Raw genomic sequence first — 13887 nt, forward strand, 5'->3', positions numbered from 1 at the left:
GATCAACCCGCCGTGACCGAACGGTCCACTTCGTTCGAAACGACCCTGTACATCCGCGACCATTGCCTCTGTCTCGCCTCGCAGCGGGCGGCGCGCGCGCTGGGGCGGCGCTTCGACGACGCCCTGCGTCCGGTCGGGCTGACCAGCGGCCAGTTTTCCCTGCTGACGTCGCTGAATCGCCCCGAACCGCCGTCGATCGGCTCGGTGGCGAACCTGCTCGCCATGGACCGCACGACGCTGACCGCGAACCTGAAGCCTCTCGAGCGCCGAGGCTTGCTGCAGATCGTGGTCGATCCGGAGGACAAGCGCGGCCGGCTGCTGACGTTGACGCCCGTGGGCCTCGCCCTGCTCGCTGCGGCGACGCCGATCTGGGAGCGCACGCACGCCGAGGTGGACGGCGCGCTTCTCCAGTCTGACGCTGAAGCCCTACGGGCCGGGTTGCGGAGCCTGTCGCAAAACGGCGACGGAGAGCCGCGCGGGCCTTAGGCCCGCAAAGCCGTCCTCGCCTCGCGGCCAAGCGCGGCGAGCGCGGCGGCCGTGATCGCCCGCGCGTCGAGCCCCGCCTGCGCCACCTGGCGCTCGGGCTTGTCGTGCTCGATGAACTGGTCTGGAAGCGCGAGCGTCCGGATCTTGAGGCCGCGGTCGAGCGCGCCCTCCCCCGCCAGCAGCTGGAGCACCGAAGCGCCGAAGCCGCCCGCGGCGGCCTCCTCGACGGTGATCAGCACCTCGTGCTCGCGAGCGAGCGAGAGGATCAGCGCGCGGTCGAGCGGCTTTGCGAAGCGGGCGTCGGCGACGGTGGCGGATACGCCCTTGAGCGCGAGCTCTTCGGCCGCCTCCTGCGCGGCGCCGAGGCGCGTGCCGAGCGACAGCAGCGCGACGGTCGTGCCCTCCCGCAGGATGCGGCCGCGCCCGACCGGCAGGACGCGCCCGCGCATCGGCAGTTCCACGCCGACCCCCTCGCCGCGCGGATAGCGGAACGCGCAGGGGCCTTCGTCATAGGCCGCGGCGGTCGCGACCATGTGGACGAGTTCGGCCTCGTCAGAGGGGGCCATCAGCACGAAGTCCGGCAGGCAGCCGAGATAGGAGAGGTCGTAGGCGCCCGCATGGGTCGCGCCGTCTGCGCCCACAAGCCCGGCGCGGTCGAGCGCAAAACGCACGGGGAGCTTCTGGATCGCGACGTCGTGCACCACCTGGTCGTAGGCGCGCTGCAGGAAGGTCGAATAGATCGCACAGAAGGGCTTCAGGCCCTCGGTCGCCAGGCCCGCCGCGAAGGTCACGGCGTGCTGCTCGGCGATGCCGACGTCGAACGTGCGGCTCGGGAAGGCGTGGCCGAACAGATCGAGCCCGGTGCCTCCGGGCATCGCGGCCGTGATCGCGACCACGCGATCGTCGTCCTCGGCCTCGCGGATCAGGCTTTCGGCGAACACCTTGGTGTAGCTCGGCGCATTGGCCTTGGGCTTGGACTGCGCGCCCGAGACGACGTCGAAGGCCGATACGCCGTGATACTTGTCGTCCGACTCCTCGGCCGGGCCGTAGCCTTTGCCCTTCTTGGTCACGACATGGACGAGGATCGGCCCGTGCTCGGCCTCGCGCACGTTCCGCAGGACGGGAAGCAGGTGTTCGAGATTGTGGCCGTCGATCGGGCCGACATAGTAGAAGCCGAGCTCCTCGAACAGCGTGCCGCCCATGGCGAGGCCGCGAGCGTATTCCTCCGCCCGGGCGGCGCCGCGCTCGACGAACTTCGGCAGCCGCTTGGCGAGCCCCCGGCCGATCTCGCGGAACGATAGATAGGTGCGGCCGGAGACCAGCCGCGCGAGATAGGCCGACATCGCGCCGGTTGGCGGGGCGATCGACATATCGTTGTCGTTGAGGATGACGACGAGCCGCGAGCCGAGATGGCCGGCGTTGTTCATCGCCTCATAGGCCATGCCGGCCGACATCGCGCCGTCGCCGATCACCGCGACGACATGGTTGTCCGCGCCCTTGAGGTCGCGCGCCACCGCCATGCCGAGGCCCGCCGAGATCGAGGTCGAGGAGTGGCCGGCCCCGAAGGGGTCGTATTCGCTTTCGGCGCGCCTGGTGAAGCCCGAAAGCCCGTCGCCCTTGCGAAGCGTGCGGATGCGATCGCGGCGACCGGTCAGGATCTTGTGCGGGTAGCATTGGTGGCCGACGTCCCAGATCAGCCGGTCCTTCGGCGTCTCGAAGACGTGGTGGAGCGCGACCGTGAGCTCGATGACGCCGAGCCCCGCGCCGAGGTGGCCGCCGGTCACCGAGACAGCCGAAATCGTCTCCTGGCGCAGCTCGTCGGCGAGCGTGCGGAGCTCCTCGTCCGACAGCGCGCGCATGTCCGCCGGAACATGCACGCGGTCGAGCAGCGGCGTGACGGACGGAACAGATGGCACGGGTTTGAGACGTCCTCGAAAACGAGACGACGAGCGTTACACGAGGGATGAGGGCCGCGCAAACCCGGCGCAACCTTGACGAAAGGGCGGAGACCGTCGCCTTGCCCGGCCCGTGTTGCGCGACATATCGTCAGGCGATGAAAATCCTCGGTTGGGCGGCGACGGCGCTGGTCGGCGCCGTCATCTGGACCGCGCCGGCGCAATCCCTACAGCCCGCGCCGCGTCCCGCCGAGGCCGTCTCAGCCGCGACGCCCGTCCAGTTCCGCTTCCCCTGGCAGACCGAGCGGAAGCCGCAGCGGCGGACCAAGCGAACCAAGCGCAGCGAACCCGCACGCGGCAGGAAACCTGCCAAGACGCGACGCGCGCAGGAGAAGCGGCCGCCGGCCGCCGCCGCGAAACCGAAACCCGTCGATCCGATGGACGCGCGGCTTCCGTTGCGTCTCGCCCCTCTCGGACTGCTTCCCGCTGGCGACACGCGGCGCGAAGCCGACGCCTGGGCCGCGGTCGCCGCCCAGGCGCCCGCCCCCGACCCGGCGCCACTGCTGCCTCCGGAGGGGCCGGCGCCCGCGCCCGCCAATGTGCTAGCGATACTGGCCATGCCGGCCCCGCGGGAGCCCGTCGCGGCCACCCCTGCCCCCGACGACAGTGACGACGCGCCCGACCTCCACGTGCCGCTGCCTCCGGTGAGGCCGGCCGCGCCCGGAGAAGTCGCGGCGCCGACGCGCGAAGGTCTTTCGCCTGAGGGCGGCCTCGCTCCCGAAGGCGGCCTTGCGCCCGAAGGCGTGCCGCTGCCGCCCCGCCGCCCCGGAACGGAGACGGCGGCCGTGGAGCCGACGGCCCCGCTGCCGCCCGAGCCGCCGCCGGGCCCGACACCCCCCGCCATCCCGCTCCCCGTCACCACCCATGACGAGGACCCGGACTGCGGCGTGCTGGCCGACCGCGACTACGCCGTCGCCGAAAGGCTGCCGCCGATCGAGGGGCCGGGCGTTTGCGGCGGCGGGCCGCCGGGCTCGCCGACCGCGGTCAAGCGCAAGGACGGCGGCGAGATCAAGGTCAAGCCGGCCGCGACCCTGAGATGCGGCATGGCGAAGGCGCTCGCGGACTATCTGCGCGACGATGTCGCGCCGGCCGCAAAGCTCTCCGGCGCAGAGCTCGAGCGGCTCGAGATCGCCGGCTCGTTCCAGTGCCGCGGCCGCAACGGCGCGGCTGGCGGCAAGATGAGCGAGCACGGCCGCGCCAACGCCGTCGACCTGTCGGGCTTCGGCCTGTCGGACGGCAAAAGCTTCGGGATCTTCGCGAGCGACATGCCCGAAGCGCTTGCGAAGGCCGCGAAAAGCGGCGCCTGCGAGCGCTTCGACACGGTCCTCGGGCCGGGCTCCGACGGCTTCCACGAGAACCATCTCCACATCGACCTTCAGCCGCGCCACGGGAAGTCTAAGCTCTGCCAATGGTCCGATCCGGAGGTCGCCCGGGCGCCCGAGGAGGACAAGAAGGACGCGGAAGGGCAGCCCCGCACCAAGGCAGACGAAGAGCCGAAGGCCGACGCGCCGCCCGCCGACAAGGCGCGCAAGCCCGCCTCCCCAGAAACGCCCCTTCCGAAGCCCGCCCAAACTCCGTAGTCATCGCCGGACCGTCCACTGAAAGGCGATGACCGATGCTGACAAATCTTCAGGCGCGCGACGTCGCCACGGTCCTCCACCCCTATTCGAACCTCGCGACGCTGCCCGAGCAGGGCACGCTGATCCTCGAGCGCGGCCAGGGCGTGTTCGTCCACGACGTCGACGGCAAGCCCTATATCGAGGGCATGGCGGGGCTCTGGTGCAATTCGCTCGGCCATGGCCGCGAGGAGCTGGTCGAAGCCGCCGCCGAGCAGATGCGGCGCCTGCCCTTCGCGCATCTCTTCACCGGCAAGAGCCACGATCCGGCCATCGCGCTCGCGGAGAAGCTGAAGGAAATCGCGCCGATGGAGGCCGCCAAGGTCTTCTTCTGCTCGTCGGGATCCGAGGCCAACGACACCCAGATGAAGCTCGTCTGGTACGTCAACAACGCGCTCGGACGCCCTCGGAAGAAAAAGATAATCTCCCGCATCAAGGCCTATCACGGCGTCACGATCGCGAGCGCCAGCCTCACCGGCCTGCCCAACAACCACATCGATTTCGACCTGCCGCTGTCGAGCGTGCGTCACGCCGCCTGCCCGCATCACTGGCGCTTCGCCCATGAGGGCGAGAGCGAGGCGGAGTTCTCGGCGCGGCTCGCCGCCGAGCTCGACGCTCAGATCGAGGCGGAAGGTCCCGAGACGGTCGCGGCGTTCATCGCCGAGCCGGTGATGGGCGCTGGCGGCGTGATCGTGCCGCCCGAGGGCTATTTCGCCGCGATTCAGCCGGTGCTCGAGAAGCACGAAATCATGCTGATCGCCGACGAGGTGATCTGCGGCTTCGGGCGGCTCGGCGAATGGTTCGGCTCATCCGTGCTCGGCATGACGCCCGACACGGTCTCGGTCGCCAAGGCCCTGACCTCCTCCTACGTGCCCCTTGGCGCGGTGATCATCCCGGACTGGATCGACGACGCGCTGAAGGCCCAGAGCGCCAAGATCGGCGTGTTCGGCCACGGCTTCACCTATTCGGGCCATCCGGTCGCGGCCGCTGTCGCGCTCAAGACCCTCGAAATCTACGAGCGAGAGGACGTGTTCTCGCATGTCCGCGCCATCATCCCGCAGTTCCAGCGCCGCCTGAAGGCGCTCGCCGACCACCCGATCGTCGGCGAGGCCCGCGGGATCGGGCTCGTGGGCGCGGTCGAGCTTGTGGCCGACAAGCGGACCAAGCGGTCCTTCGACGCCAGACGGGCGGCGGCTGCGAAGGCGGTGGCGCTCGCACAGGACGAGGGGCTGATCGTGCGCGCGATCGGCGAGGCGGTGTCGATCTGCCCGCCGCTGGTGATCAGCGAGGCGGAGATCGACGAACTGTTCGATCGCCTCGCCCGGGCGCTCGACCGCGCCGAGGAGTGGGCGACCCGAGAGGGCGCGCGCGAGGCGGCGTGAGCGGTCCCGCGCGTCTCGCCTCCGGCGCGGGGCCATGCTCTAACGGGCCATGCGCTCCGGTCCGAATCTGACCGGCGGGCGCGACAGGGGATCGGCGTGGACGTCTCGACTTTCGGTCACGGCGGCGGGGCTGCGGTCCGCCCGGGCTTCCACGGCTCGGCGCGCGCAATGTTCCCGGTGGTGTTCAAGGGCCTCGCGCTGACGCTGCTGACGCTCGGCGTCTACCGCTTCTGGTATGTGACGCAGGTCCGCCGCTTCCTGTGGGAGAATTCCGAACTCGACGGCGACGCCTTCGAATATACCGGGCGCGGCGTCGAGCTGTTCATCGGCTTCCTGATCGCGGTCGCGGCGCTCGTCCCGTTTTACACGGCGCTCTTCCTCCTCGGGCTCGCCACCGGGCCGATCGGCGCGGTCCTGCTGCAATACGGCTCGACCGTCGGCCTGTTCTTCCTCGCCCAGTACGCTTTGTTCCGCGCGCGGCGCTACCGGCTGACGCGCACGATCTGGCGCGGCGTCCGCTTCCAGCAATCCGGCTCCGGCTGGGCCTATGCGGGCCGCTCGCTCGGCTGGGGGATCGTGACGCTGCTGACGCTCGGCCTCGCCTATCCGTGGATGCGGACGAGCCTCGAACGCTACAAGATGACCAACACTTGGTTCGGCGACCAGAAGGGCGAATTCTCGGCGACCGCCGGACAGCTGTTCAAGCGCGGAATCTTGCTCTGGCTGGTCGCGATCCTGGTCCTTGGGCTGGCCGTCGCAAGCCTGGGGCTGCTTGCAGCCGCCTCCGGCGAAGCGGCTCCGGCCGAGGCGGCGGGTCATCCGTTCGCCGCCGGCGGCGCGATCGGCCTGTCGCTGATCATGCTGGTCCTCATCCTCCCGCTCCTTCAGGCGATCGAATATCGCTGGTGGGCGAACGGCTGCAGCATCGGCCACGCGACCGTCGGCTGCGATCTCGGGCTGTTCGCCTTCTTCAAGGTCTATCTCGGCTATGCCGGCATCCTGCTGCTGTTCGGCCTTGGAATCGCGGTCCTCGTGGTCGCGGCCGCGTTGATCGCGGGCTCCGGGACCGAAAGCCTGTCGCCGGAGTTGGCGGGCGCTGGCCAGGTCGCGCTCATGGCGAGCGCCGCGGCGTTCTATTTCGTCGTCGGCCTCATCTTCGCGGCGCTCTGGCAGCTCTTCGTGGTGCGGCCGATCTGGCGGAAGTCGCTCGAGAGCGTCGAGATCCGCGGCCTCGCGGCTCTCATGGCCAACCAGTCGACGGAGCCGCCCGCCAACGCCTTCGGCGAGGGCGTCGCGGACGCGCTCGACTTTGGCGGGTTCTGAGGCGTCCGGCGTGGCCGCAAACGGAGCCGCGGTGTTCTTCGACGGGCTGACCAGCCGCCGGCAGCACGTCCATGTCGCGCTCTCGGACGCGCTGCTCATCATCCGGCCCGACGGCGCGCGGCTCGATTCCTGGCCGCTCGACGAGGTCCGCGCCCTCGCCTCGCGGCCCGGCGCGCTCCGGCTCACGCGCGAGGGCGGCCCGGCGCTCGCTCGCCTCGAGATCGCCGACGCCGCGCTCGCCGCGGCGGTTCGCGCCGCCGCGCCGAAGCTCAGCGCCTCCCACGCCGCCGAGGCCGGAACCGCGCGCAAGGTCGTGCTCTGGAGCCTCGCCGCGGTCGTCTCCCTCACGCTGTTCGGGCTCTATGGAATTCCGGCGCTCGCCGAACGCCTGACGCCGCTGCTGCCCTGGAGCGTCGACCAGCGCATGGGCCGCGAAGCCGACCGCCAGATCCGCGGCTTCATAGAAACCCGGCCCGGCCCCTTCGCCTGCGGCGAAGGCTCCGAAGAGCGGCCTGGACGCGAGGCCCTCGACCGGCTCGCCAGGCGGCTGTCGGACGCCGCCGCCCTGCCCGTCCCGATCGAGATCGTCGCGGTCCGGAGCGATTTCGTGAACGCGCTCGCGCTGCCCGGAGGCATGATCTACCTCTTCGACGGCCTCATCCAGCACGCGGCGCGCGGCGACGAGATCGCCGCGGTGCTCGCCCATGAGGTCGGCCACGCCGCGAACCGCGACGGCACGCGCCACGCGCTCCAGGCCGGCGGGGCGTCGCTGCTGTTCGGTTTCGTCCTGGGCGACTTCGTCGGCGGCACGGCCGCGATCGCGGTGTTGCGGGTGCTGAGCGAGGCGTCCTATTCGCGCGCCGCCGAGACCGACGCCGACGCCTATTCGGTCGCGCTCATGAGGCGGCTTGGCGGCGATCCGCGGGCGCTCGGCGAGATGCTCACCCGTCTCACGGACGAGGAGGCGGATAGCGAGCCCGACAACGGCGGGCGCTCCGGCGCGCAGACGATCGAACGCTGGGTCCAGTCGCATCCAGCGACCGGCGAGCGCCGCCAGGCGATCGACGCCATCGCAGGCGACGGGCCGGCGGCGCCGGTGATGGACGACGCCGACTTCCTCGCCCTCAAGCGAATCTGCGGGCCCGATTCGTGACCTTCGATCCCCGCCTTCCCCCCGCCCCGCGCTCCCGGATCGCCGGCCTCGCGATCGGATTGTCGGCGTTCTCCGCGATCGTGTGCCTTTACGCCCTGATCCTGCTGCGGTTGCGGGCGGTCGAGGCGTCGGCGGCCTATTCGGCCCTGCTGTCGGGCTTCGCGCTGGCCGGCGCGGCGGCGGTGATCGGCGTCGTCGCGCTCGTCGTGGTCTGGAAGACAGGACGGACGGGTGGCGTCCGCGCCTTCCTCGCGATCGCGCTCGCCGCCATAGTGCTCGGCGGCCCGGCCTATGTGGTCGGATCGAACTTCGGCGCGCCGCGCATCAACGACGTGACCACCGACCTCGCCGACCCGCCGCGCTTCGAGCGGGCCGCCCGCGACCGCGGGCCTCGCGACAACCCGGTCCCGCCGGCGCTCATCCCGCCCGAGCAGGCCGCCGCCCAGCGCGACGCCTATCCCGACCTCGCGCCGCTCAGGCTCGCGCTGCCGCCCGAGGAGATCGCCAATCTCGCGGCGGGGCTGGTGGACGACCGCGAATGGCGGGTGATCGGCCGCACCTCCTTCCCGCGCGGCGGCGGGCCGACCGGCCGGATCGAGGCCGTGGCGCGCAGCCCGGTGCTCGGCCTCGAGAGCGACGTCGTGATCCGCGTGCGCCCCGACGCCGAGGGGTCGCGGGTCGACATGCGGTCGGCGTCGCGCGTCGGAGACGCCGATTTCGGAGCGAACGCCGCGCGGATCCAGAGTTTCCTCGCCGACCTGACCGCCGCGGCCAACGCCGCGCCCTGAGACGGCTCAGCCCGCGCCACGGAACAGGCCGTCGATCCGCGGCGGCCCCTCGGTCGCCGCCTCGCCGCGCGCCACCAGATCCTCGAGGTGGGCGAACACCGACAGACCTGCGGCGCGCCTGAGGCTCGGATCGAGGCCGCGATAGAGTTCGGCGACGAGTTCCGTCACACGCTGCGGGCCGACGCGGAGCCGTTCGCGGATCGCGGCCTCGCGCATCAGCCGGTGGCCGAGCAGGTGGCGCGTGAACGAGCGCGCGTTCCGGAGCGCCGGGCCGTGGCCCGGCAGATAAAGGTCCTCGTCGCGCGCGATCAGCTTCCGAAGCGAGGCGACATACGGGCCCATGGCTCCGTCGGGCGGCGCGACCACGGTGGTCGACCACGCCATCACATGGTCGCCGGAGAAGACGAGCCGCGCTTCGGGAAGCGCGAACGCCAGATGATTGGCCGTGTGCCCGGGGGTCTCGACGGCGACCAGCGACCAGCCCGGCCCCGCGACGCCCTCACCCTCCCGGAGCTCGACGTCGGGACGATGGCCGGGATCGGCGCCGGCCTCGAGGGGGGCGGACTCGCCGTCCTGCGCGGGCCGGAAGCGGCGATGCGCGCCGCAGCCCACGACCGGCGCCCCCGTCGCGGCGGCTGCGGCGGAGACGCCCGCGCTGTGGTCCCTGTGGGTGTGGGTGACCACGATGTGGCTCACCGTCTCTCCGCGCACGGCGGCCAGAAGCCGGGCGAGATGCGCGGGATCGTCGGGGCCCGGATCGACGATCGCGACTTTGCCGCGCCCGACGAGGTAGCTCGCAGTGCCAGTGAAGGTGAAGGGCGACGGGTTCGGGGCGACGATCCGACGAACCAGCGGCGCGACCTCGGCGACCTCCCCCGGCGCCGCGTCGGCCGTCCTGTCGAAGACGAGTTCCTCGGCCATCGCGCTCTCTCGCTTGGGGTCGGGTCGATCAAGCCCGGTTGCGGCCCCGCCCGCCCACGGCTATCCATCGCCGCGGGCGGCGACAAGCCGGCCTTGGGGCGTAGCCAAGCGGTAAGGCAGGGGATTTTGATTCCCCCATGCGGAGGTTCGAATCCTCCCGCCCCAGCCAGACTTTTTAAGTCATTGATCTAACACAAGTTTCAACTTTTTTTTGCGAGATTATCCGTAACACATGCCCGTATGTTACGGGCCTCGACCGTGAGACGCGCTCGAGGTTTGCAGCGCCTGCTTGTTTATGGCGGGCGTCCACGGTCATTGAGTTACCCCCAGCGACCGCGCGTAGTGCGCTTGAACAACGGCCATTGCAACCTAGCATGCGTCTCCGAAGCGCCATGTGCGCTTTTCGGGGTAGCGACAATGAACCGACTGACCAAGCTCGAGATCCAGCGCGCCCTGCTAGCTGGCAGAAAGGTGGAATGGACAAACGCTGATGGGAAACGCGAAGCCATAGAACTGAAAGAAGCCGCTCAGAGGCGCTTGCTCGCCTATCTCGCAGGGTCATCGGTTCGAGATGCCAAGGGGCTTCCTGACGAGTTCATCGACGGGCTTTCTAGCGCCTTCACGGCAGAGGATGACCCGGCCACTGACATCAGCGAAAACGCGGTGGCGGCACAGACCGGACCTTGGCGCCTTCAAAAAATTGAGACGGAAGGGTTTGGTGGGCTCAACACGTGGAATGGGCCCCCATTCAGCTACGAATTCGACACTGAAAGTCTAATCCTTCAAGGACCCAACGGCAGCGGGAAGTCATCCCTGATCGGGGCCATCCTCTGGGCTATGACAGGAGAGCGCCCCCGAGACCACGATACGGCACAGCCAGTCGTGCGCGCAGAGGTCTACGATAGCAACAATCGGAAGATCGGGACATGGCCGCCGATCGCTTGCTACCCGGACGCACCTAGCGGTCTCGTCGGAAACCCGCTGGTTCGCGTCACCCTTACGTTTCAAGATAGCGCTGGGACTGCCGCGCTAGTCGAGCGGCGCTTAGAGGGCGGTGAGGTCACTTACAACTGTGACCCCGCGCTGAACGCTCTCGAAGTCCTCGCTGAGACCGGCCTCCTCATGCCGTCTCGTATGCCGCGGATACGTTTTGAGAAAGGGCAGACGCCACTCACGCAAGCGGTCCAAACGCTTACCGGTTTGGACGACCTGATCGACGTCGGCGCACTTGTTGAAGGCCTTTGCCACAAAGGGCGCGAATATCTCGCGACCAATCAAAAGCAGGTTCATACTAACAAGAGCCTCTTCGAAGCGGCGCTTTCTGAGGCACAGCGCGCCATAAAGCCGACCGGAGAAAGTATATCGGCATACCAACCAAATGATACATCTGACGTAGACGGCCCCTTCGCGCGTCTTGGCAAAAGATTTCGCGAACGTGCAGCTGAATTAACTCAGGTGATAAGTGACGACCTCGCCGAAGGCCTTGATCTAAGAACGGTTAACGTCCAGATCGACGTTGCCGGCGCGATCGCCATCGCAAGGGAAGATTTGGCAACAGGGCTATATACGATCCCAACTTGGAAGGCATTATCGACTCTGAGATCAGCACTGGCCGGAGAGGCTAGGACGCAAGTTCAGAACGCAGCAACTACTGCTGAGTCAGCGTTAGCAGAGGCCGTTGACCTCGATGCGAGAACACAGAGTGATACAAGATTGCAGCTCAAAGCGCTGGCCGCGCATTGGCACGAAACGCATAAGGGCGGGCACGAGCTTACTGATTGTCCCCTATGCGAGAAGATACTGGACGACGCGGCCCTGCGGGCGGAGATGGAAGCTCTGCGTCGAAGCGGAGAAGCTGCGACACGGCAGCTCACTGATAACCTCAATGCCATTCGAGCGCGCCTGACATCAGCTCTACCGGCTGAAATAAGATCGCGGCTTGCCGAGTTCGCATCGCTTGCTCCTCGCGAAAGCATGCTAGCCGACCTCAAAGCGCGCCTAATCGACAAGCCACGCGTTAAAAGCACGCTAGCAACGTTCGTTCGCTTATCGATTGAAGCATTCGAGGCCGCGCCGCAGCCCGAACTCGTTTATTTAGCCAGCGCCCCCAACGACCCAACCGCGGCCGACACAGTTCGCATAGAAATCGCAGCGGCTCTTCGACTGATCTCGCTCGAGAAATGGTTCATCGATAATTCCCAAGCATGGAAACTCTGGTGGGAGCAAGCTTTAGATGGCGGTGTCGGATCGTCATCGACTTATGACGACACCAGCGGAGATGACGCGCCCAAGGAGACATTGGCTCAACATCTGTCGAGGCTCTCGGGCGCAATCAGCGAGGCCGAACCCTATCGCTCTGCTGCTGACGCGTTAGGAAGAGCTTGGATCTCTGGCCGGGATACAGACAGATATCAGAAAGCCCAGAACGAGCGCGAGTCTATCGTAGAGAGCCTCACGCCGCTGAAGCGCCTCGGCGTCTTAGCTGAAGCTCAAGCACGCCTGGCGATCCACACGTTGTCCGGAGAGATCGCTGCAATACTAGAACGAATGCACGAGTCTGAGCGATTTTCTTTTAAGGGAGCTGACTTACAGAAGAAACTCGGGCTTCAAGTTCATGGCGGCTTCGTCCCCTCCATTAAGATTGACGCGACGCTGGTGGCGAATACGTCATGGCTCCGCGCGGTGCTCTGGGCATTTCTGTTCGCGCTGCGCGCCGAGGCTGTGAAGCAGATCGGCAGTGACCCGCTTCCGCTACTCATTCTTGACGATCCGCAAGCAACTTTTGATGCCGAACATCGATTGCGTTGGGCGATGGAAATTGTTTCGCTTCAGCAGGCAACAACACCAATTCAAGTTATTTTAGTTACTCACGATGAAATATTCGTCGAACTTGTAAAGAACGTTCATGGCATTGTCGGGCGAGAAGGGATTATTGTATCTGCCGGCCCGGAAATTGGGCACATTGGCGTGTTCGAGGGTGCCGCGTTGGAACGAAGGTGGGCGAAGACGCAGACTGAGAACACACCGGCCGCGGCGCAAGTCTACATCAGCGACGTCCGCGTCTACGTCGAGGGCCTCATGCGTTTGATGTTGAGAGGTCACGCTGCCGATGTTGCCTGGGTGACCCATGGTTTCGTTATGGGAAAAGCGCGGGACAAGGTGCGCGAGCTGCATGCCGCGAAACTCGCCCCTTGGGATAAGTCAGAATTCCATACTCTTGTTGGGAGGCTCGACCAGGGAATTGACGCAATCAAGTTCCTTGAGATGTCGCATCATGCCGGCCGCACTACTTTAGCGATGGCTGAAGCGACTGTTGTAGAAGCGCATTGGCGAGGCAAACTTGAGCCGGCCTTGAGACGCTCCTTCAGCCTCGCGCGAGATCACTTCCTAATCCACGGTGGGCTTAGGGCACTGCATGCTAATGATCCAGCTTGCGATCTTCCAGAGGGATACACCGATAAGGTCAAGAACCTGCTGCGCTTCCCGCTGCGTGGCCGTGCAGCAGCGTTAAGCGGTGGATTGGCGGCAGACGGCCGTGTCGACCTCGACCTGAATGCTTCGAGCTCGAGCCCACTTGTGCTTGGACGTCACTTTGCTTTCAGACTGCTAGCACCGACGATCGAGCCCGTTGCGCGAACTGGAGACGTCCTGCTCGTCCGAGAGATTGGCGATATTTCGCCCAAGTCCCTCGTTGTTGCTCGCTGCGAGGCACGTGTGGTCGCACGTCGCTTTGAGATCGCAGATAATCACAGCGACATTGCAGTATTGACGGCACACTCTGTCAATCCAAGGAAAATATCTCAACCGATTGTTATCAAAAGATCTACGCTCGAGCTCCACAAGATAATCGGCGTTCTATTCGATTACAATCACATTAACTCAGTCGGAGAAGCAGAAGTCGGCGACTGCGGCGGCGAAAGTGCTCTCCAACGCTTCGCGATAGAGATCAAGGGACTAGTCGAGGTGTCTGGCCAGAGTGCTGAGCCTATAGCTCTTGATGGGCAAATGCTGATGATCGGCGACGCGGTATCGCCGACCCACGCGCTAACGCGGCTGGAGGGGCGGCCAGTCATCGCTGGTGACGGCAACGATGCCCGCTATTTCAAACGTTTGCGACGAGGTGAGGCAAATACCGTCGTGCTGGAAAGTCTCGAAATCAGCGGCGACTTCCCCCCAGTCGTCCTCACCTATGAGACCGGGCAGATGACCGATCTTAAGGAAGTATGGCCCGTCCACGGCATTCTTTTCGAAAGGCCCTAACGG

General features: G+C 66.9%; 9 protein-coding genes and 1 tRNA gene. 8 read left to right on the forward strand and 2 right to left on the reverse strand.

Annotation, left to right across the window (positions count from 1 at the left end):
• The first annotated feature begins 12 nt into the window (after positions 1-12).
• Positions 13-486, forward strand: coding sequence for a MarR family winged helix-turn-helix transcriptional regulator (locus EK403_RS12280; protein WP_245479669.1), 474 nt, complete (start codon positions 13-15; stop codon positions 484-486).
• Here EK403_RS12280 and dxs read toward each other — a convergent pair.
• The gene (gene dxs / locus EK403_RS12285) at positions 483-2402 is read right to left on the reverse strand and encodes a 1-deoxy-D-xylulose-5-phosphate synthase (RefSeq protein WP_128777784.1); all 1920 of its coding nucleotides are present in this window, start codon (positions 2400-2402) and stop codon (positions 483-485) included. The genes EK403_RS12280 and dxs overlap by 4 nt on opposite strands.
• Positions 2403-2539: 137 nt before the next feature.
• Here dxs and EK403_RS23630 point away from each other — a divergent pair, with 137 nt between their 5' ends.
• From EK403_RS23630 to EK403_RS12310, 5 genes are all read left to right on the forward strand, one after another.
• Positions 2540-4021, forward strand: a complete 1482-nt coding sequence (locus tag EK403_RS23630) for an extensin family protein (RefSeq protein WP_128777785.1) — start codon at positions 2540-2542, stop codon at positions 4019-4021.
• Between the two features lie 35 nt (positions 4022-4056).
• Positions 4057-5439: an aminotransferase gene (locus EK403_RS12295; protein ID WP_128777786.1), complete on the forward strand. Its 1383-nt coding sequence runs from the start codon at positions 4057-4059 to the stop codon at positions 5437-5439.
• Between the two features lie 96 nt (positions 5440-5535).
• Complete coding sequence (locus tag EK403_RS12300) at positions 5536-6762, forward strand: DUF898 family protein (RefSeq protein ID WP_128777787.1); 1227 nt, start codon at positions 5536-5538, stop codon at positions 6760-6762.
• Positions 6763-6772: 10 nt separating this feature from the next.
• Complete coding sequence (locus EK403_RS12305; protein WP_128777788.1) at positions 6773-7915, forward strand: M48 family metallopeptidase; 1143 nt, start codon at positions 6773-6775, stop codon at positions 7913-7915.
• Positions 7912-8703 carry a DUF1499 domain-containing protein gene (locus EK403_RS12310; protein ID WP_128777789.1) on the forward strand — a complete coding sequence of 264 codons (792 nt, stop codon included), beginning with the start codon at positions 7912-7914 and terminating at the stop codon, positions 8701-8703. The genes EK403_RS12305 and EK403_RS12310 overlap by 4 nt, the downstream gene beginning before the upstream one ends.
• Positions 8704-8709: 6 nt before the next feature.
• Here EK403_RS12310 and EK403_RS12315 read toward each other — a convergent pair whose 3' ends face one another.
• The gene (locus EK403_RS12315) at positions 8710-9624 is read right to left on the reverse strand and encodes an MBL fold metallo-hydrolase (RefSeq protein ID WP_128777790.1); all 915 of its coding nucleotides are present in this window, start codon (positions 9622-9624) and stop codon (positions 8710-8712) included.
• 94 nt (positions 9625-9718) lie between these two features.
• On the opposite strand from EK403_RS12315, the gene EK403_RS12320 reads away from it, so the two are divergent.
• Together EK403_RS12320 and EK403_RS12325 are read left to right on the forward strand one after the other, a co-directional pair.
• A tRNA-Gln gene (locus EK403_RS12320) sits at positions 9719-9793 on the forward strand.
• 248 nt (positions 9794-10041) lie between these two features.
• Positions 10042-13884, forward strand: a complete 3843-nt coding sequence (locus EK403_RS12325; protein WP_164919585.1) for an AAA family ATPase — start codon at positions 10042-10044, stop codon at positions 13882-13884.
• The last annotated feature ends 3 nt before the right edge of the window (positions 13885-13887 follow it).

It is taken from the genome of Hansschlegelia zhihuaiae (assembly GCF_004103825.1).
In the GTDB taxonomy this organism is placed as follows: Bacteria; Pseudomonadota; Alphaproteobacteria; order Rhizobiales; family Methylopilaceae; genus Methylopila; species Methylopila zhihuaiae.